General features: G+C 55.2%; 20 protein-coding genes. 6 read left to right on the forward strand and 14 right to left on the reverse strand.

Annotated elements, in window-relative coordinates; translation table 11 throughout:
• Positions 1 to 20 precede the first annotated feature (20 nt).
• The 3 genes from PW844_RS23680 to iraP all read right to left on the reverse strand — a co-directional run bounded on the left by PW844_RS23680 (position 21) and on the right by iraP (position 2448).
• Complete coding sequence (locus PW844_RS23680) at positions 21 to 1547, reverse strand: FAD-dependent oxidoreductase (protein ID WP_299457109.1); 1527 nt, start codon at positions 1545 to 1547, stop codon at positions 21 to 23.
• Positions 1548 to 1783: 236 nt separating this feature from the next.
• Positions 1784 to 2086, reverse strand: coding sequence for a PsiF family protein (locus tag PW844_RS23685; RefSeq protein WP_299457112.1), 303 nt, complete (start codon positions 2084 to 2086; stop codon positions 1784 to 1786).
• A 107-nt stretch (positions 2087 to 2193) separates the two neighbouring features.
• The gene (gene iraP, locus PW844_RS23690) at positions 2194 to 2448 is read right to left on the reverse strand and encodes an anti-adapter protein IraP (protein ID WP_299457115.1); all 255 of its coding nucleotides are present in this window, start codon (positions 2446 to 2448) and stop codon (positions 2194 to 2196) included.
• 616 nt (positions 2449 to 3064) lie between these two features.
• On the opposite strand from iraP, the gene PW844_RS23695 reads away from it, so the two are divergent.
• A complete protein-coding gene (locus PW844_RS23695; RefSeq protein ID WP_299457117.1) occupies positions 3065 to 6145 on the forward strand; it encodes a beta-galactosidase in 3081 nt (1026 codons plus the stop codon).
• Here PW844_RS23695 and PW844_RS23700 read toward each other — a convergent pair.
• Complete coding sequence (locus tag PW844_RS23700; protein WP_299457119.1) at positions 6102 to 7388, reverse strand: multidrug efflux MFS transporter; 1287 nt, start codon at positions 7386 to 7388, stop codon at positions 6102 to 6104. The two genes, PW844_RS23695 and PW844_RS23700, sit on opposite strands and share 44 nt — an antisense overlap.
• Before the next feature lie 391 nt (positions 7389 to 7779).
• On the opposite strand from PW844_RS23700, the gene PW844_RS23705 reads away from it, so the two are divergent.
• On the forward strand, positions 7780 to 8031 hold the full coding sequence (locus PW844_RS23705) for a biofilm development regulator YmgB/AriR family protein (protein ID WP_084873013.1): 252 nt from the start codon (positions 7780 to 7782) through the stop codon (positions 8029 to 8031).
• Between the two features lie 241 nt (positions 8032 to 8272).
• Here PW844_RS23705 and PW844_RS23710 read toward each other — a convergent pair whose 3' ends face one another.
• Complete coding sequence (locus PW844_RS23710) at positions 8273 to 8572, reverse strand: I78 family peptidase inhibitor (protein WP_299457121.1); 300 nt, start codon at positions 8570 to 8572, stop codon at positions 8273 to 8275.
• Between the two features lie 259 nt (positions 8573 to 8831).
• On the reverse strand, positions 8832 to 11417 hold the full coding sequence (locus PW844_RS23715) for an EAL domain-containing protein (protein ID WP_299457123.1): 2586 nt from the start codon (positions 11415 to 11417) through the stop codon (positions 8832 to 8834).
• Between the two features lie 217 nt (positions 11418 to 11634).
• Between PW844_RS23715 and PW844_RS23720 the strand changes: the two genes are divergently transcribed.
• Complete coding sequence (locus PW844_RS23720) at positions 11635 to 12282, forward strand: type II CAAX endopeptidase family protein (RefSeq protein ID WP_084873007.1); 648 nt, start codon at positions 11635 to 11637, stop codon at positions 12280 to 12282.
• 28 nt (positions 12283 to 12310) lie between these two features.
• Here PW844_RS23720 and PW844_RS23725 read toward each other — a convergent pair whose 3' ends face one another.
• Positions 12311 to 12478 (reverse strand): hypothetical protein, encoded by a 168-nt coding sequence (locus tag PW844_RS23725; protein WP_299457125.1) that lies wholly within the window; start codon positions 12476 to 12478, stop codon positions 12311 to 12313.
• A 214-nt stretch (positions 12479 to 12692) separates the two neighbouring features.
• Here PW844_RS23725 and PW844_RS23730 point away from each other — a divergent pair, with 214 nt between their 5' ends.
• Together PW844_RS23730 and PW844_RS23735 are read left to right on the forward strand one after the other, a co-directional pair.
• Entirely contained in the window at positions 12693 to 12863 is a 171-nt protein-coding gene (locus PW844_RS23730; RefSeq protein ID WP_299457127.1) for a hypothetical protein, read from the forward strand.
• Positions 12864 to 12975: 112 nt separating this feature from the next.
• Positions 12976 to 13206, forward strand: coding sequence for a hypothetical protein (locus tag PW844_RS23735; RefSeq protein WP_084873005.1), 231 nt, complete (start codon positions 12976 to 12978; stop codon positions 13204 to 13206).
• Here PW844_RS23735 and PW844_RS23740 read toward each other — a convergent pair.
• From PW844_RS23740 to PW844_RS23770, 7 genes are all read right to left on the reverse strand, one after another.
• The gene (locus tag PW844_RS23740) at positions 13203 to 13328 is read right to left on the reverse strand and encodes a hypothetical protein (protein ID WP_276329367.1); all 126 of its coding nucleotides are present in this window, start codon (positions 13326 to 13328) and stop codon (positions 13203 to 13205) included. The genes PW844_RS23735 and PW844_RS23740 overlap by 4 nt on opposite strands.
• On the reverse strand, positions 13319 to 13426 hold the full coding sequence (gene yniD / locus PW844_RS23745) for a small membrane protein YniD (RefSeq protein ID WP_223300457.1): 108 nt from the start codon (positions 13424 to 13426) through the stop codon (positions 13319 to 13321). Before yniD ends, PW844_RS23740 begins: the two co-directional genes overlap by 10 nt.
• Positions 13427 to 13506: 80 nt before the next feature.
• Entirely contained in the window at positions 13507 to 13935 is a 429-nt protein-coding gene (locus PW844_RS23750) for an OsmC family protein (protein ID WP_084873003.1), read from the reverse strand.
• A 60-nt stretch (positions 13936 to 13995) separates the two neighbouring features.
• Positions 13996 to 15186, reverse strand: a complete 1191-nt coding sequence (gene lldD / locus PW844_RS23755; RefSeq protein WP_299457137.1) for an FMN-dependent L-lactate dehydrogenase LldD — start codon at positions 15184 to 15186, stop codon at positions 13996 to 13998.
• Positions 15186 to 15971: a transcriptional regulator LldR gene (gene lldR, locus PW844_RS23760; protein WP_299457139.1), complete on the reverse strand. Its 786-nt coding sequence runs from the start codon at positions 15969 to 15971 to the stop codon at positions 15186 to 15188. The genes lldD and lldR overlap by 1 nt, the downstream gene beginning before the upstream one ends.
• On the reverse strand, positions 15968 to 17623 hold the full coding sequence (gene lldP, locus PW844_RS23765; RefSeq protein ID WP_299457141.1) for an L-lactate permease: 1656 nt from the start codon (positions 17621 to 17623) through the stop codon (positions 15968 to 15970). The genes lldR and lldP overlap by 4 nt, the downstream gene beginning before the upstream one ends.
• 325 nt (positions 17624 to 17948) lie before the next feature.
• Positions 17949 to 18146, reverse strand: coding sequence for a hypothetical protein (locus tag PW844_RS23770; protein ID WP_299457143.1), 198 nt, complete (start codon positions 18144 to 18146; stop codon positions 17949 to 17951).
• Between the two features lie 392 nt (positions 18147 to 18538).
• Between PW844_RS23770 and dbpA the strand changes: the two genes are divergently transcribed.
• Positions 18539 to 19918, forward strand: a complete 1380-nt coding sequence (dbpA, locus tag PW844_RS23775) for an ATP-dependent RNA helicase DbpA (protein ID WP_299457146.1) — start codon at positions 18539 to 18541, stop codon at positions 19916 to 19918.
• The last annotated feature ends 18 nt before the right edge of the window (positions 19919 to 19936 follow it).

Raw genomic sequence — 19936 nt, forward strand, 5'->3', positions numbered from 1 at the left:
CAGGCAGATAACGGGTTTCGCTATCCCTGATAATCCTCAAACAACGCGATCCCCTGCGCCACGGTCATTGGCTGCTGCATATGTTCCACCAATGCCGCCGTCAGCGTGTACATGCCAGCTGAACACACCGCCACCAGCCTGCCCTGCTGACCATAAAAAGCGATAAAACGTTTATCCGGCAGCGAACCCAGCAAGTGGAACTCATCCCACTCGGTAGCATGTCCCAGATACTCGTAACGCGTGCCGTAATGCGCAGTCCAGAAAAACGGCACTCGATCATATAGCTCACGCTTGCCCAGCATGTTCAGCGCGGCAATTCGTCCCTGCTGGTGCGCCACCCGATAGTGCTCAATCCGCTGTGGTCCCTGCTGGGTGGGATAGCTGGCGATGTCACCTGCCGCCCAGATATTTTTTGCCACCTGAAGCTGACTATCGGTGGTCAGGCTGCCATCGCTCTGCATCGCCAGATCATGAACAAAGCCGGTTACCGGTTTAATACCGGTGGCAAACAGCACCAGGCTGGCCGCCAGACTTTTGCCATTTTTCAGCGCGACTGCCTCAACTCTGTCATTGCCGACCAGCGCCTGCGGCTCTCCCACGATCATTTTCACGCCATTGCTGGTATGCAGATCGCGGAAATGCTGGCCAATTTCCTCGCCGAACTGTTTCGCAAATGGCAGCGGGTGACGTGCCAGCACCGTGACGTCAATATCGCGGTTGCGCAATGCTCCCGCCAGCTCCATGCCAATAAAGCTATTGCCGATGATCACGATTTGATGAGTTTCATCGACGTCGTTCAGCAGTGAGCTGGCCTGATTAAGCGAACGCAGCAGATGCACGCCGGGAAGATCGTGTCCCGGAATCGCCAGCGGCTGTGGCGTGCCACCACTGGCGATCAGTAACTGATCAAAATGCAAGCTGTTGCCATCAGCAAAGACCAGTAGCTGTTCCGCGCTATTCAGTTCCACCACATTGGCCTGAATACGTTCCACATGGCTCAGCACATCCTGCTTCAGCAAACGCGGCACATCTTCAATCGCCATTTTCCCGGACGGAACAAATTTACTTAACGCGGTGCGATCGTAAGGGGCTTGCGCTTCGCGTTCGACTAACACCAGATGCCCTTTAAAACCCTCATGGCGCAGCGTCCACAAGGCCGCACTCCCTGCGGCACCTGATCCCAACACCACGCAGACCGGCGTTTCCCGTTCAACAGCAGGCAGTGACGCGGCAGACATGGGTTTGGTATCGACCCAGACCTTGCCCTGTTCGATGCGCACCGGGTAGTTTTTCAAGTCAGCCAGGGCCAGCGGTTCATGCATCCTGCCATCTTCGATGCCAAATACCGCTTTATGCCAGGGGCATACCAGCTCGCCGCCACAGACCGCCCCCTGTTCCAGCGGCGCTCCGGCATGCGGGCATTTCGCCTGAAGGGCATGGACACGTTCACCTTCGCGGATCAGTAAAATATCCTTCTCACCCACAGAGAATTTAGTGGGTTTATGTTGCCTGAGCGCCTTCAGTTCAACGACAGATTGATAGCTCACGTTGTGCCTCCCTACGCTGTAGTCAGATGTGAAGCAATAAATCCATACAAACAGTAAGTGTGGCAAAGTCTGATGATTTGGCAGGGAGAGGAAAACAACGTGGGTAATAACAGCCTGTTTATTCGCCGTTTTACAGATGAAAGAAAATGTAATTAAGGGAGTACGCCGACAGAAACAGATTAATAACACCGTGGCAGGTACAAATAATTAGCGGCCCGCAGGCCGCTATGTGGAGATCAACTTTTTTTCAGGCAGGAACTCATGAAGGTTTTCCGTGCATCACCGCTGAGTTTTTTATCACCCGCTTCGGTGTTACAGGTTTTCATCTTCATTTGTTGTGGCGTCATAGTGCCCATCTTGCTGTCTTTTTTCAGGCAGGAACTCATAAAGCTTTTACGCGCGTCACCTTTCAGGTTTTGAGAGGACGCGTGTTGATTACACATGGTCATTTTTTCCTGCTGTGCGGTCTTCTCTGCCGCACCCGCGCTGCCTGCAATCAGCAGACCCGCAGCCATCATTGCCATAAGAAACGATTTCATTGCACCTTCTCCATAAAGTTATTGCCTGATAAGCCTGGCATGAGATAAGCAAAGCAGAAATAAATATAACGAAAAACGCCTGTGGCGATCACAGGCGTTGCGGGAAATCATATGCGGGGATGGTTTAACAGTTTTTCCACGTAATTGCGTAGCAGGATAGCGTCCGAAGAGGCTTCCTGATGCGCAACCGGCGACATTGCAACCTCAATACCCGAAGTAATGTCTTTTAATTGCTCCGGTTCGAGTTTACGTAACAAGGCCGTGACCACAATTTCCAGCGCCTCAACCTGAACCACTAACTCTTTAGACTCTTCTTCTTTTTCAGCCAGCTTAAGCAGGAGTTCCGCAATCAGATTTTTCATGCGACCAACTCAATTAGTTGAGGGAAATGCTGACGTTAGCATTGGGCAGAATAAAACAACAGGGATTTTTGTGGGATCCAGATAACACAGTTAAAAATGGCAGGAAAGAAAACTCAGCGCAGCATTTTATTATTAATCGGCGAAACGTTTCTCTGAAAAATAATGCTTTCGTGAAACGTTTCGCACGCCAAACAGTAATTAACGCAGGATGTTAATCACTTATGGACCCATAAATCCGCGACCCGGGCCACCGCCGTGACCGCCGCCGCCCCAACCACCTCCGCCACCTGGCGGCGGAAAAATACAACCGCTCAGCGCGGTCACCAATGCCACTACGGCTGCGAGTTTAACAATACGGACCATAATTACCTCAGGATGGAGAAATCGGGCTGAGTGTATGAGCCGCCGTCACGCCCGACAACACAGAATTCTCCGTAAGCTGGCGCTATTCATCTCTGCTCACCATGCTTAACAATTTACTGGCACTAAGCCAGGAGAAAACCGACAAAGACGTAATGAAAGCGATAAAAAATCCGCTCCGGCAAGGCGTCACGGCACTTTACAGCTGGGGGAATTTCACGCAATGTGAGCGCATTACAATTAATGAGATCCCAACATGACATCTTTATCTGTTTCCCTCAGTGACATTCTGGCGCGACGCGACTGGGAAAATCCGGTCGTCACCAGTCTGAACCGGCTTGACGCGCATCCGCCCTTTGCCAGCTGGCGTGAGGAACTGGCCGCGCGCGATGATCGTCCCTCCCCTTCACGCCAGAGTCTGAATGGTCAGTGGACATTCAGCTATTTCACTCAGCCGGAAGCGGTACCGCAAAGCTGGCTATTGCAGGATCTGGCCGACGCGGACAACATTTCCGTCCCGGCAAACTGGCAGCTGCAAGGCTATGACGCACCGATTTATACCAATGTGCAATACCCGATCCCCGTCAATCCGCCTTTCGTGCCAGCCAGTAACCCCACCGGATGTTACTCGCTCACATTTAGTGTCGATGATGCCTGGCTGCAACAGGGCCAGACGCGCATTATTTTTGATGGCGTCAATTCGGCGTTCTTTCTCTGGTGCAATGGTCAGTGGATCGGTTATTCGCAGGATAGCCGCTTACCCGCCGAATTTGACCTGAGCCGCACCTTGCGCGCCGGCAATAATCGCCTGGCGGTGATGGTGTTGCGCTGGAGCGACGGCAGCTACCTTGAAGACCAGGATATGTGGCGCATGAGTGGTATTTTCCGCGATGTCACCCTGTTGCATAAACCGGCGACACAGCTGGCGGATGTGCAGATCGAGACCGCACTCAGCCCGGAATATGTGCGCGGCGATTTACGCGTGAACGTGAAGCTCCACAGCCCGACACGCCCGCTGCCAGGCTGTCGGTTACGCCTGAGCCTGTGGCAGGGCACTACCCTGATTGGCGAACATGAACAGGCACCGGGCAGCACCATTATTGACGAGCGCGGTCACTACCCGGAGCAGTCCTTGCTGGAGCTGCCTGTCAGCCAGCCGCTGCTGTGGAGTGCCGAAACCCCCCATCTGTATCGCGCGGTGGTATCGCTGCTGGATGAGCAAGGCGCACTGCTGGAATCCGAGGCTTATGATGTCGGTTTCCGACGCGTCGCCATTGAGAACGGTCTGCTGTGTCTGAATGGTCAGCCGCTGCTGATTCGCGGCGTCAATCGCCATGAGCACCATCCGGAAAACGGTCAGGTGGTGGATGAAGCCAGTATGCGACGCGACATCGAACTGATGAAACGCCACAACTTCAACGCGGTGCGCTGCGCCCATTATCCCAATCATCCATTGTGGTATCGCCTGTGCGATGCATACGGTTTATACGTGGTGGATGAAGCCAATATCGAAACTCACGGTATGCAGCCGATGAATCGCCTCTCCAGCGATCCGCGCTGGTTTGCCGCTTACAGCGAACGTGTTACGCGCATGGTGCAGCGTGATCGAAATCATCCCTGCATCATTATCTGGTCGCTGGGCAATGAATCCGGTCACGGCAGCACGCATGATGCCTTGTATCAATGGGTGAAAAGCAGCGATCCCACCCGTCCGGTGCAATATGAAGGCGGCGGAGCCAACACCGCCGCCACCGATATTATTTGTCCGATGTATGCACGCGTCGATCAGGATCAACCCTTCCCGGCGGTGCCGAAATGGTCGCTGAAAAAATGGATCGGTTTGCCTGGCGAAACGCGCCCGCTGATCCTGTGTGAATATGCCCACGCGATGGGCAACAGCTTTGGCGGCTTTGCCAAATACTGGCAGGCATTTCGCCAGCACCCGCGTCTGCAGGGCGGTTTCGTCTGGGATTGGGTTGATCAAAGCCTGACACGCTACGACGAGCAAGGACAGCCGTGGCAGGCGTACGGTGGAGATTTTGGTGACACACCTAATGATCGTCAGTTCTGTATGAACGGGCTGGTGTTTGCCGACCGTTCTCCACACCCGGCGTTATTCGAAGCGCAGCGCGCCCAGCAGTTTTTCCAGTTCACCCCGGATGCCCGGGATCCCTGGCGCTTTACCGTCAGCAGTGATTACCTGTTTCGCCGCAGCGACAACGAGGTGCTGCGCTGGTCGATTGAGCAGGAAGGGGAAGCGATTGCTCATGGTGAACTGACACTGGCGATCGCACCGCGCGGCAGTCAGTCATTTAGCCTGCCGCCGGTGGAGAATTTACAGGGCAATTGCTGGCTCAATCTGGCAGTTCATCAGGTACAGCCGACGTCCTGGTCGGAAGCCGATGCTCGCGTTGCCTGGCAGCAGTGGCCGCTGCCCGCCACTCTCCCTGCGCGCACGCTGGCGAACCACGAACCGGCTCCGGTTATCGAATCGAATCACGATCTGATTGCCGTCTGCCTGCCGAACCAACGCTGGCATTTTTCCCGCCGCAGCGGTGAGCTAGTGCAGTGGTTTGTTAACGATGAAGAGACGCTGCTGACTCCGTTGCAGGATTGTTTTATCCGCGCGCCCATTGATAACGATATCGGCACCAGCGAGGCCGCCAATATTGATCCTAACGCCTGGGTCGAACGCTGGAAACGCGCCGGTTACGAACAACTGGAGCCGCAGTTGGTGGACATGGAGCTGGATAGCCTGAAGCACAGCGTATTGATCGACACGCGGCATCAGTGGCTGTTTGCCGGGCAAGTGATTTTTACCAGCCGCAAACGCTATCAGATTCGCGGTACGGGTGAACTGACTATCGACATCGAGGTGGAACAGGCTGCCGGTCTGCCGCCCCCGGCGCGTATCGGGTTACGCTGCCAGCTGGCGCACACACCACAGCAGGTTAGCTGGCTGGGGCTGGGACCCGATGAAAACTATCCCGATCGCCAGCTGGCGGCGCAGTTCTCCCGCTGGCAATTGCCGCTGGACGCGATGCGCACCGATTACGTCTTCCCGGGCGAAAATGGCCTGCGGGGTGGCACTCGTCAGCTGGATAGTGGCAGCTGGCAGGTGAGCGGTGATTTTGCATTTTCGCTCAGCCCGCACAGCCTGGAACAGCTGCGTGACACCTCACATCGCCACCTGCTGCAACCGGAAGCGGGTTGCTGGCTGCATCTCGATGGCTTCCATATGGGTGTCGGCGGTGATGATTCCTGGAGTCCGAGCGTTAGCCCGGAGTTCCTGCTTACTCAGCAGCGCTGGCACTTCGCTCTGACGCTGCGTCAGTAGTTTTCTCCGCCGATTCACGCTGACTCACCGGTTGAGTCAGCGTGGTTTTCGGGCGGCGATAGAAACGACGCAGCAACAGCACGTTAAGCAGCACCACCATCGCGGTAGCAAAGAATACCCAGCGATAGCCAGTCGCCGCCGAAACGGCCGCGCCCAGCAGTGGTCCCGCCACGTTACCCAGATACATAAACGACTGGTTATAACCGAAGATGCGTCCGGTGACATTATCACGGGAATGACGTACCAGCAGCGTTTGCACTGCGGGCATCATCGCGCCATCGGCAAAACCCAGCAGAAAACGCAGTACGCCAAGCTGGGTGGCGCTGGTCACAAACGACATGGCGGTGAGCAACACCAGCGAGGTGATCATGGTGGCGATCAGAATGCGCTGGGTGCCGATGCGGTCGCCGAGTTTGCCAAGGCGTGGCGCAGAGATCAGCGCTGAAATGCCCGGCAGCGCCGCGATAAAGCCGCTGAGGAAAGCAATGTTTTGCGCGTTCGGTGCCAATTCACGTACGAACAACGTCAGGATCGGGTTCACCGATCCGTTGCACATCTGAATCACCATGGTGGTGACGAACAGGCAGACCATCAGACGCGGATTATCCAGACTGCGAAACACTTCGCGTCCGCTCATCTTGTCCTGCTTGCTGATCGGGGTATAGCCGGTTTCTTTAATCAGAAACAGCGTGACCAGAAAACTGATCAACAACAGCGCGGCGGTGACGATAAACACCAGACGCAGACCAAGCCAGTCAGCCAGCAGGCCGCCAATCATCGGCCCCAGGATCACGCCGCCAATCTGCCCGGTAGCCACACTGCTCAGCGCCCAGCCGCTGCGCTCGCGCGGCACCTGTGCTGCCACCAGCGCCATCGCGTTAGGAATATAGCCGGATGTCAGCCCCATCAGGGCGCGCAACAGCAGCAATTGCCAGGCGTGGGTGACAAAGGCCTGCAACAGGATCACCACCCCCATGCCAAAAGAAGCACGCAACAGCATCAGCTTGCGCCCTTTACGGTCCGCAAGGCTGCCCCACAGCGGTGCTACCGCAGCGGAAACCACGAAAGTGATACTAAAGGTGAGCCCCGACCACAGGCTGAGCGCATTATCTCCGCGTATCCCAAGATGTTCGATATACAACGGCAGAAACGGGATGATCTGGCTGATCGCCAGTCCGGTAAAAAAACAACCAAACCATACCGAGATCAGGTTGATTTTCCAGGGTTCAACGGAGCGTAACATGAGAAAGCACATCAAAAATGAAATGAAGGTTCAGTTTAACAATCAGCTGACATTACTGGACGGCAAAACATGGCATCAGGATAAAAACGCAGTTTTCCGCTGTACAGCTTACTTCTGTGCACAGCAAATATTACGCAGGCGGCAATTCTCAGCCGGTTAATGTGTAAAAACATTGCGGGGATGATTTTCGCTCACCGCCAATAGCTCAAAACGTGAAAAAATATTTCTGGCGGTTACTGACAATTTTTGGCGTCGCAACTATGTTTAAAAAATCACCAGCGACCGCTGGTGGGACGCTACCCGTTCTGGTCAGCGAGCATGCATAAACCACTATCTCCCCGCGGTTGCCTGTTCCGGGCGGCGGGCATCGTTGTCTCTGCGGAGGTCAGCTATGAGAACGCATCCCAACAGCGCCAGTCGGGCGATTACCGACTATTTTAACAGTCCTGCATGGCATGCACCGCACGAGACCGACCTGCTGGCCGCCATTATGCGTGAATTGATGGATGATGGTCAGCCCGCAACCAGCAAAGCGGTAATCGCCAGAGTGATTGCCAAACTGGAATTCGAGGGTGATGAGCAACGCCTGCAAAGTTATCGCAACCTGCTGGCGCAACTGCTGGAGGCACGCCCCCATGAGTAAAATTTTAATTTGCCACATTGCGTAGCGGCGCGATTTATCGCGCAGGTTTTGATTCACGCCCCAGACATTGCGCGATAAATCGCGCCGCTACAGGATCTCGCAGGCAAAAAAATTCCCGCCGAAGCGGGAAGAAACAAGACGAGCATTGCATATTCGAGAGTGACGAGGAAATCTCCTAAATGCGTTGCTATCCTCGCCTGAAGCTGTGACAGCCCGATGACAATGCCATGTCGGTTTGATGTTACCCGCAATAGACCTTGCTGATTTTGCCGCTCTGGTCAGCCATAAAGTTGAGACGACGCAGATTGAAGTCCATGGTGACGGCCGAATTCCACGGAATGGCGCGCACCGGCACATCAAAGCGTTTGTCATGCAACACCGATAAGGGCTGGCCGATAGTGTTTTGATACTGCGATGCGCCGCACATATCGTTTTCCGCATCCTGGGTCGTCCCCGCCGCGGTGTCAGGTTTGGTCGCCGACTGGCAGGCGGTCAGGGCAAAAAATCCCAGCACCAGTAGCGCTTTTCCATAATATTTCACGTTTTCTCCTCCTGGATTTTCAGACAAACGGATGCCCGAGAGTCACCAAGCGTGCCCGTGATGCGCAAAAATTTCCAGCAGAAAAACCTCGTAAAATAGCGATTCCCTCCGCATTTTTTCGGATTAATCACACAATTTGCCCATTATCTCAGCAAGTATTGCGTAAAATGACCTAAGATTTATCTGAGGTGATGATAATGGAATTAGCAATTTTTATCGTTGTGGCAATTTTGATGACCTGCGTGGCCGTCAAAGTTCGTTAAACATCCTGTTTTTCCAGCAGCGCACTGAACGCCGCCAGCGGCATTGGTCGCCCAAGAAAGTAGCCCTGCCCCTCTTCGCACGACAATACTTTCAACTCGTTCAACTGCGCTTCTGTTTCAATCCCTTCGGCTGTGATGGTCAGCGCGAATGCCCGTGCCAGTGCCACAATCCCCGCCACCACCGATTGCGCCTGCTGTGACTCCGGAAACTCCTTCATCCATGAACGATCAATTTTCAGGCCGTTAAACGGAAACGCTTTCAGGTAACCCAGGGCGGCATAGCCAGTGCCGAAGTCATCTACGGTGAGACGCACGCCTAATGTCCGCAACCCTTGCATGATCTCCAGTGCGCGGTCCGGATTTTCAAAGGTAATATTTTCGGTGATCTCCAGCTCCAGACGGGTCGCTGGCAACCCACTGGCAGCCAGCGCATGAGCCACGCGCTGCACCAGATCGCTGGTACGAAACTCAACCGGTGAGATATTGACCGACACATAACGTTGCTCGCCCCACGCACAGGCATCGGTGCACGCACGCATCAGTACCCAATCGCTGATGGCGGTAATCAACCCATTCTCTTCCGCGAGGGGAATAAAGCGATCTGGCGTGATCCACTTGTCCGCCGCCACCTGCCAGCGAATCAAGGCTTCAGCCCCTGCCAGTTGACCACTTTGCAGCTGATAACGCGGTTGATAATGCAGGCTAAATGCCTCGTTGCTAAGGGCGGCTTCTATCGCCTGTACCATTTCGCGTTTTGATTGCAAATGGCTCGCCATCTCATTGGAATACCATACCCATTGATTGCGCCCGGCGGCCCGCGCCTGTCCCAGCGCGATATCTGCCAGACGCAGCAGCGCCTCCGGCTGGCTGGCATCCTGTGGCGCACAGACAATTCCCATACTGGCGCTGAGGTTCAGCTGATGTGTACCACTCAACACCGGCTGATGCACCGCACGTTGCAGGGCACGGCAGCGGTACTCAACGCCCGCGCGCGAGGCCTCACGCATCACCAGAATAAATCCGTCGCCGCCCAGTCGGGCAGCCAGCTCATGCGCACCCACCAGGCTACGCAGGCGTTGTGAAATCTGGTTCAGCACCGCATCACCGACCGTGTGCCCCCAGGTATCATTGATCGGCTTAAACTGATCGAGATCGAGGCTGATCACGATTAAGGGATCGTCATCGGTGGCCTGGTCGAGATGCGCCGTCAGGTACTCCTGCAACTGCATACGGTTTGCCAGCCCGGTGAGAATGTCATGCCGTGACAGGAACTGGATGCGCGCCTGTGCATCGACTTCATAGGTAATGTCCGAGACAGTACCGCGAAAACCGGCACGTAATCCGTTACGACGAATGTTTTTCGCCATCAACTGCCCGATACGGCGCTCTCCCGCAGCAGACATAAACTGGCAACGCAGCGGCACGCGCTGCACATCCTCCCCCTGTCGCATCAGCCAGGCCACCAGCGAGTGGCTGGGATGGCTGAGCAGATGGTCAAGATGTCGCCCCAGCCAGCGTTTCACATCATGGCCGGTCACTTCGCTAAAACGTGAAGACAGATAGCACAGGCGTCCCTGATCGTCGGTTTCCCAAATCCAGTCGGAGGCGGCTTCGGCCAAATCGCGAAAACGCTCCTCGCTGTCGGCCAGCTCACGCTGACTGATCACCAGCATTTCAAAGCGTCGATCGGAAAGTACCGCGTTATATAAGGCATGGCGGCTCACCCGCCGTGTCACCAGCGCAATGGTCAGCGCCGTCAACAGCAACAGGGGTAGCAGCAGCCAAATCAAACCCATACCCGGATTTTTAGGCTGCCAGCGAATCACCACTGGTTCAGCACCGCTGATCGTTTCCACCAACCGTGGCTCGTGCCGGGCATCACTGCTGCTGGTGGGAATACGTGGATTGATCACATCCATCGCTTTGCCCATCGCCTGAAGTTTCAGCGGAGTAAAAATATTCACAAACACCAACACGGATGGCGGACCGGGAAGAGTCGGTAAATTGGGCACTTTGCCGGGGGTTATGGGTGCAGCGGCAATCAGAGCCGGCTGTCCATTCACCAGTAAATTACGCGCTATCGCATCGTGCGTCAGTCTGCGAGTTACCGTCAAAAGCGCAGCGGTTTGTACGCCAAGCCAGCTTTCCAGCGGGGTATCCACCATCTCACCATTGATAACTGCGTAGCGCGTCTTTCCTGTGCCATCGACCACAAACACCCCTTCGTAGTGGTACTCTTTGTATAGGTTTGCGCCGAGGTTCTCTTCCTCATAAGCCCAGACTTTATTGAGCTGGAGATGCAGATTTTTATAGCCCTCGCCCCAGAAGGCATAATCGCGCACGTCTATCAGCATCTCTTGCTGGCGGGTATGCCACGCCTGGCGTAACAACATCTCGTCATGCTCGATGGAAACGTTATTTTGATGATGAGCGATAGCCAGCACCATCAGCATCGAGAGTATCAGGACACCAAACAGCAACACGGTCAGCGTGCGCAGGCTACGCCGCGTCACACGCACCGTGTGTGCTTCCATGTTGTCCCTGGCAGACAACAACGTATCCCGGTGAAACTCAGAATTCATGCGTAATGCTCGCGAAAAACAGACAGCGGAAAGAGGTGGCAGGCTGCGTTTCAATCACGCAGCGACGCCTGTAATGGTTTTTTCGGTTATCGGCGTGACACGCGGCAGATTTAGCCCAATGGCAGAATAATTGAGCAACAGAAAACTGCGCGCCGCCACCTCGACAGCGATCACCGCCATTGCTACTATGCGTTTTCCTCTGCTCGCTGAGTCGCCTATGGACACCCAATCCGACAAAGTTACGTTGACGCTGTTTTACGTTGGCAGCTTTGTGGTTTATTACCTCGTCACCATGCTGATTACGCTGTTTCCTAACTACGGGGTGCTGCGGAATGATGGTTTGCTGGTACCGGTGTTGTGTCTGTTCGAATTTGCGGTGATCTATCCCCTGTATCGCTTCTATTGTCAGCGTCGTAATGACATTCCGCTGGGCTACCTGCGTCCCGGCCAGACGCTGATGTTTATTGGTGCGTTGTTTATTCTGATGGCGGCACAAACCCAGTTCCTGCAACCGGAAGGCTGGCTGGTGGCGCAAACCCAGCAGGGACGCAATTCGATGCTGATCCTGTTGCTGACGGCAGTTTTGCTGGCACCGGTATTTGAAGAAGTGTTGTTTCGGGGATTTTTGCTACAGGGTTTCCTGCTGTGGGCACCGAAAAGCCGCTTCGCCTGCATGCTGCTGACGTCGCTGCTGTTCGCCGTGATGCACACACAATACGTGCACTGGGAAACCATCGTGGCACTGACGCTGTTCTCACTGCTGTTGTGCTACGCGCGCCTGCGCAGTAACAGCCTGGCACTGCCGGTGTTCCTGCACACGCTGAATAACCTTATCGCGATTCTGCCGGTCTGGTATTACGCATAAAAACAGCGCGATAACTCGCGCCGCGACCTTACGCTTTTTCCGCTTCGAAATGCTTTTTGAATTGTTCGTAGATTGAAATCATATTCGAGGCATCGCCGTGCAGCGGGCTGAGTTTCCCGGCACGCACCAGCTCAATCACCAGTTGCAGGGCGGCTTGTTTCGGGCTGCTGTCCGGGTGGGCAATTTCAGTAGACATCTTTGACTCACTTCTCATTTTTCCAGGGCCGCACAGTTTAGCTCAGATTGCGCTGCTGTTAAGCCCTGGTGCAGTTATAATATCGAAATTCGGGTAAAAAAAGCCGCTCAGGCTGATAAGCGGCTCCCGTTTCGTTTGGCTATACTGGATCGTAAAAAAGGAACAAACAGTCACACTTTCCGTACCAGAGAAAATGTGTATCAGGAGCCAAACCATGTTGATTGGTTTTGTTTTATTAGTGAGCGCTTGTGGGCACGATGCCTGTGATGCCTTGCCCGTGTCGGAATATATTTACCCGACCAAAGTGGCCTGTGAGCAAATGGCGGACCGGATTCATAAAGTCCGGCCAAAAGTGGTGCTGATTTGCGGTGAAGTACACCGTTAATTTGGTGCCGGTGAGTCTGCCACCTGTGTATAAATTAACCAGGCGGCATTGCAAGTACGTGGCTTAGCGTTCAAAATATAAGCTGTTGTACACTTTTACCGTTGTGAATCCCATGAAGACTTCTCGCCCCCGTCGTCCGAACGGACGCTGGGTTTATTACATTTTGTATGACGGCATTCTCTGGCCCTGCCCGGTACGCTGGGAGTGGGAGAGCGGCTATGGCGGCTGGCTGCCCTTTTACTACTCACCAACCTTCGAATTTGTGGTGGGGGATCCGCGCAAAGCCTATCGTATTGCGCGCAGTAACGTACGCAGCGCGCGGCCGGACAACGAATACGCCTAAGCCTGGCCCAGCTGCCACGGCAACCAGCTGGCAGTGAGCAAATAATGCACCAGCTCCAGTACCAGAATGACCATCACCAGCACACCGAGTTTGTGGCGGCTAATCCAGTCTTTTAAGCCCATATCATTGCCGCCCAGCGAATCAGCAGCAACGCCCCGCAGATGCACAACAATACCAAAACCATTTTCCAGTGTTTCTTCGCAGCCAGATATTTTGCCACGCACCCTCCCGGATGGCTGAACGTAACGATGCGCCCGCAGGCGCATCGTCGAGTTTAGCTCTGGTCCGCCGCTGAGGCGATCAATTATTCAGGGTATAGTCGAGGGTGATCTCGGCATTCAGTACCTGGGACACCGGGCAACCGGCTTTGGCTTTCTGAATAATTTCATCAAACTGGGCTTTATCAATACCGGGCAGCGATACGCTGCTGGTCAGGGCAATTTTGGTGATGGCAAAGCCCTCACCTTGCTTGTCCAGCGAGACATCCGCAGTAGTATCAATGCTTTTTGGCGGATGTCCGGCCTGGCCGAGCATCAGGGAGAGTGCCATGGAAAAACAGGCTGCGTGCGCGGCACCAATCAACTCTTCCGGATTAGTGCCCTTCTGCCCTTCAAAGCGCGTGTTAAAGCCATAAGGCTGGTTGCTCAACACGCCGCTTTCAGTACTGACGGTTCCCTTGCCTTTGATGTCACCTTCCCAATGGGCCGATCCTTTCTTATGAATGGTCATGTCATTCCTCCTGTAGTCAGACAGGGAGTAAGTATAGACAACGCCTTTCACTCTGCCGGATCAACTCACCGCGCGCGGACGCGCCGGGGCCAGCCCTGCTTCGGACAGCAGCGCGTTAGCCTGAACCAGTGAATCCCGCGTAATATCCGCAATGGTTTTCGCCCCGGTCAGCGTCATCGCCACCTTCATCTCTTTCTCAATCAGCGTCAGCAGATTCTCCACGCCACGCTGACCATGTGTCGCCAGCGCATACAGGAAAGCACGACCGAGCAGCACGCTGTCGGCACCGAGGGCGATCATCCGCACCACATCCAGACCGCTGCGAATGCCGCTGTCCGCCAGAATGGTAATATCGCCTTTCACCGCATCGGCAATCGCTGGCAGCGCCCGTGCGGAGGACAGCACGCCATCAAGCTGACGCCCACCGTGGTTGGAGACCACGATACCATCAGCACCAAACCGCACTGCGTCGCGCGCATCTTCTGCATCAAGAATGCCTTTGATCACCATCGGACCATCCCAGAATTCTCGGATCCACTCCAGATCCTGCCACGAAATCGATGGGTCAAAATTATTGGCCAGCCAGCCAATATAATCTTCCAGCCCGGTCTGTTTACCGAGATAGGTGGAGATATTGCCAAGATCGTGCGGACGGCCATGCAAACCGACATCCCACGCCCACTGCGGATGGGTCACCGCCTGCCAGTAACGACGCAGTGCCGCATTTGGCCCGCTCATCCCGGAGTGCGCATCACGGTAGCGCGCCCCAGGCGTGGGCATATCCACGGTAAACACCAGCGTTGAACAACCTGCCGCTTTGGCGCGTTCCAGCGCATTGCGCATAAAACCGCGATCGCGCAACACATACAGCTGGAACCACATCGGACGATTAATAGCCGGAGCCACTTCTTCAATCGGACACACCGACACCGTCGACAAAGTAAACGGAATACCTTTTAACGCTGCGGCGCGAGCTGCCTGCACTTCGCCGCGCCGGGCATACATGCCGCACAGCCCCACCGGTGCCAGTGCCACCGGCATCGATAAGGTTTCATTAAACAATTTGGTCTCAAGGCTGAGATCGGACATGTTCTTCAGCACGCGCTGGCGCAACGCGATTTCCGCGAGGTCCGAGACGTTGTGCCGCAGCGTATGCTCAGCGTAGGCTCCCCCGTCGATATAGTGAAACAGGAACGGCGGCAGAATACGTTGCGCCGCGGCGCGGTAGTCACTAGCAGCAGAAATGATCATCAGGATTTGTCCTTGCGTTTATCCAGTTCATGCCCCGGCAGACGGGTAATGCGCGCCTGTCGGGCTTCATCTTCATGCAGGGTTTTTAAGGTGGTGTGGACGAAGCCGAGGTGGTCCATCGCCGCGAGGCGTGCTGCTTCAGCATCCCCCGCCAGAATCGCGTTCAGCAAAGCCTGATGTTGCTCCGTCAGGCGGTCAAAAATCACCGGCTGGGTATACATGCGCTGGCGGCTTTGCATCACGGAAGATTGCAGCAGTTCGAAGAAGCCGCGCATGGTCTGCAACAGCACCACATTGTGCGAGGCTTCGGCAATGGCAAGGTGAAAACGCACGTCAGCCTGAGCGGCCAAATCGGGATCATCACGCTCACTCAGTTTCAGCGTGGCATCGAAGGCGTACTGCAATTTCTCTTTATCGGCCTCTGTAGCGCGTAACGCCGCATGCCAGGCGGTGCTGGCTTCAATGGCGTGACGCGCTTCGAGGATGTCATAACGGTAATCAGGATCGTCAGCCAGCAGCTGACGAATCGGGGCAACAATACGTTGTTCTGACCACGGCTCCTGCGGCTCGCAAAGCCAGGTGCCGCCGCCGCGTCGGCTGATTAACACACCGCTGCTGATCAGTTGCTGAATGGCCTCGCGCAGCGACGAGCGCGAAACACCAAACTCAGCCGCCAGCTGCCGCTCTGCCGGCAGGCGCATGCCGGGTTGCAGCTGGTGCTCATCAATCCAGGCGCGCAACCGCGCCCGCAACGTCTCCGCTAAACGCGGCGTGTTTTCTGTCATGGAATCATCCAGGTTAAGACATAAGCCTGTAGCGTGGTGATCACCCCCACCATGCAGGTAAAGATCAGGCTATGTTTGACGGTAAAACGGAACAGGTCCGACTCTTTGCCCACCAGCCCAACGGCGGCACAGGCAATGGCGATTGACTGTGGTGAAATCATCTTACCCGTTACCCCGCCGGTGGTATTGGCCGCCACCAGCAACACATCAGACACCCCAATCTGTTGCGCCGTGGTCGCCTGCAAAGCAGCAAACAACGCGTTTGAAGAGGTATCCGAGCCGGTCAGGAACACGCCAAGCCAACCGAGGAACGGTGAGAAGAAGGTGAAGGCATCGCCGGTATGGGCCAGCGCCAGCGCCAAGGTGGCAGACAGACCGGAATAGTTGGAGATAAAGGCGAAGGCCAGCACCATGCCAATCGAGTAAATCGGCAGCGCCAGCTCTTTTAGCGTCTCGCCAAAGGTTTCCAGCGCCGCTTGCGGCTTCATCCGCAGCCAAATCACTGACAGCACTGCCGCCACCAGAATCGCGGTACCGGTCGCTGATACCACATCAAATTTGAACAGCGCCGGATAGGGCGTCGCGCTACCGACCACCGGGGGCATACGCGCCACCAGCTCATGCAGCAGCGGCACCGGAAAGGTGAATACCCAGTCATACAGCGCACCGCCTTTGGCAAACAACGCTTTAAACGGTGGGATACTCCACAGCGTAACGGTGGCGGTGAGAAACAGGAACGGCATCCAGGCGCGGATGACTTGCGTGGCGCTATAACGCTGACGTGACAGGTTCTGATCCACCAGCGAAGCGCCCACATCATTGAAGCGGAAAATCCGCACCGGTTTCCAGCGACGCAGGAACAGCGTCAGACATACCAGGGATGCCAGCGAGGAAATGATATCCGGCAGCTCCGGGCCGAGGAAGTTAGAGCTGAGGAACTGGGCGATAGCAAACGATCCCCCCGCCACCATCACCGCCGGCCAGGTTTCTTTCACCCCACGCCAGCCATCCATAATCGCCATAATCCAGAACAGCACGATGATGGTCAGGAACGGCAGCTGACGCCCTGCCATCTGTCCGATATGGAAGCTGTCCAGCCCGGTGACCTGCCCGGCAACAATGATCGGGATCCCCATCGCGCCAAACGCCACCGGCGCGGTGTTGACGATCAGACACAAGCCAGCGGCATACAGCGGATTGAAACCCAGCCCTACCAGCAGCGCGGCGGTGATCGCCACCGGTGCGCCAAAACCCGCAGCCCCTTCAAGAAAGGCACCAAATGAGAAGCCGACAATCAGCATCTGCAAACGTTGATCCGGGGTGATCGACAGAATCGAAGCACGAATAATGTCGAACTGACCGGTTTTCACCGAAATTTTGTAGACGAACACCGCCGCGACAATGATCCAGGCGATCGGCCACAGACCGTAGAGAAAACCATAAACCACCGAGGCCAGCGCCTGCCCCACCGGCATACCGTACAGCAGCAAGGCCACCAGCAGTGCCAGTACCACCGTCGCCGTCCCCGCCTGATAGCCTTTCAACTTGAGCTTAATCAGCGCGAAGAAAAAGAACACAATCGGGATCACCGCCACCAGGCTGGAAAGCCAGATATTGTCGAGAGGATCATAATTTTGTTGCCAGACTTGCATGCTGCGATCTCCAGAGGTCACCAGAAGTCTGCGTGACGCATCAGAGGTGCACCACACGTAATTTGCCGCTGTTTTTAGCTAAATTGGTCCGACCAAAATTCAGCTAATCGGGCTTTCCGGGTCCAGATAGTTAACGCATTGTTAATCTAAAGCAACGAGACTGGGGTGATTTTTCGTATTATGTGACGTCATGGCAATATTTAAAGCCGATTGGTAGGACCAATAAGCTGCCGAAGTCTGTCTTCTGAAACAAGAAAGCCTCCAGGTGCGGAGGCTTTAGGAATAATCAGGCATAGACGACTGCATCCCATGCCATGCTGGATGATTACGATAACATCTGAATAGCCAGCGCATAGAGCCGCTGGTTTTCTTCGTCGCTGACAGGCTCTTCTTCCGCGTAACAGGCAATCATGGAACTGACTTTGTCAGATGACAGCGTCTCTCCATGAATGTGTAGGGTCAACACGGCGCGGCCGACGATTTTCAGAATGTCCTCGTTATGTCCCTGAACGTAGTGACTCAATGAAATGACCTCTGAAGTTGTTTTATATTTGCCAAATGGCGCGCTAAATATAAAACAGAGTGACCGCCTCGTTTAATCAGATTTTCCTGTAACAGACAGGAAAGATAAGCATAACATCAGTGAATGAGGGCGATCCTGGTGTTAACCTGTGGCCACTTTGCTGTAAAGTCAGTCTTTTTTGTCTGATGCAGATTTTCAGACTGTCAGAAGTTTCGGAAAAAACATCAAAACTTTGCGATGATTTATGTCGAAAAATAAACCAAATATTTCCAGATTTTTATTGGTTCCCGTAAGTAATCACCTCACTACCCCCGCGTGATTTATCATTGATGAGACCGCCCCTTTCTGCCAGACTGGCCGCCGCAACTCCGCCCGATATCAGAGACTGTTCCGTGACTGCTTTTTCTACCCTGACGCAACTGCCCGCCAGCCAACTCGACAACCTGCGCGAGATGGGTTTTGACGCCATGACGCCAATTCAGGCTGCCGCCCTGCCCGCCATTTTGCAGGGGCGCGACGTGCGTGCGCAGGCAAAAACCGGTAGCGGCAAAACCGCCGCCTTTGGTATCGGTCTGCTGCAACGGATTGAAAACAGCCAGTTTCATACTCAGGCGTTAGTATTGTGCCCGACGCGCGAGCTGGCAGATCAGGTCAGCAACGTGTTACGTCAGCTGGCGCGTTTCACGCGTAACATAAAAATTCTGACGTTATGCGGTGGTCAGCCGATGAGCGCGCAGCGCGATTCACTGGTGCACGCCCCGCATATCGTGGTCGGTACGCCGGGCCGTATCCTTGATCATCTGAAGCGCGACAACCTCGACCTCAGCCAGCTGCAAACTCTGGTGCTGGATGAAGCAGATCGTATGCTGGAGATGGGTTTCCGTGACGACATGGAAGCCATTATCGGCTTTACCCCGGCATCCCGTCAGACATTGCTGTTTTCCGCAACCTGGCCAGACAGCATCGCCAGCCTGAGCGAACGCTATCAGCGTGACGCACTGGCAGTAGCGACCGAAACCGAAGCCGAACTGCCCGCCATTGAACAGCAGTTTGTCGAAGTCAGCGCCAGCGAACGTATCAATCTGCTGAGCGCGCAGCTCAGCCAGCAGCAACCCGCTTCCTGTGTGGTGTTCTGCAACACCAAACGTGAGTGCGATGACATTGCCGCCGCCCTGAACGATCGGCAGATTAGCGCCCTCGCCCTGCATGGCGATCTGGAACAACGCGATCGTGAACGCGTGCTGATACGTTTTGCCAACGGCAGCAGCCGGGTGTTGATCGCTACCGACGTGGCGGCACGTGGTCTGGACATTAAAGCGCTATCGCTGGTGGTGAACTTCCAGCTGGCGTGGGATCCGGAAGTGCACCTGCACCGTATTGGTCGTACTGGCCGCGCTGGAGAAACCGGTCTGGCGGTCAGTTTCGTCGCCGCCGATGAGATGGTGCGCGCCCATGCCCTGGAAGATTATCTGCAACAGAAGCTCAAATGGGTTGCCGCCAGTACCCTGAAAGGTAATGCGGTGAAAGCGCTGCCTGCCACGATGATGACGCTGTGTATCGATGGTGGCCGCAAAGCCAAAATCCGTCCCGGTGATATCCTCGGCGCACTGACGGGCGAAGCCGGTTTCAATGCCGATCAGATCGGTAAGATCGATCTCACCCCTACCCATGCTTATGTGGCGATTGCGGCCTCCCAGGCCAAAGCGGCCTTGATCAAGCTAAAAGAAGGCAAGATCAAAGGCAAAAGCGTGCGTGCCATTCTGCTGAAATGATCCGGCCAGCGTGAGGGC

This window comes from Pantoea sp., from assembly GCF_028283705.1.
Taxonomy (GTDB): domain Bacteria; phylum Pseudomonadota; class Gammaproteobacteria; order Enterobacterales; family Enterobacteriaceae; genus Pantoea.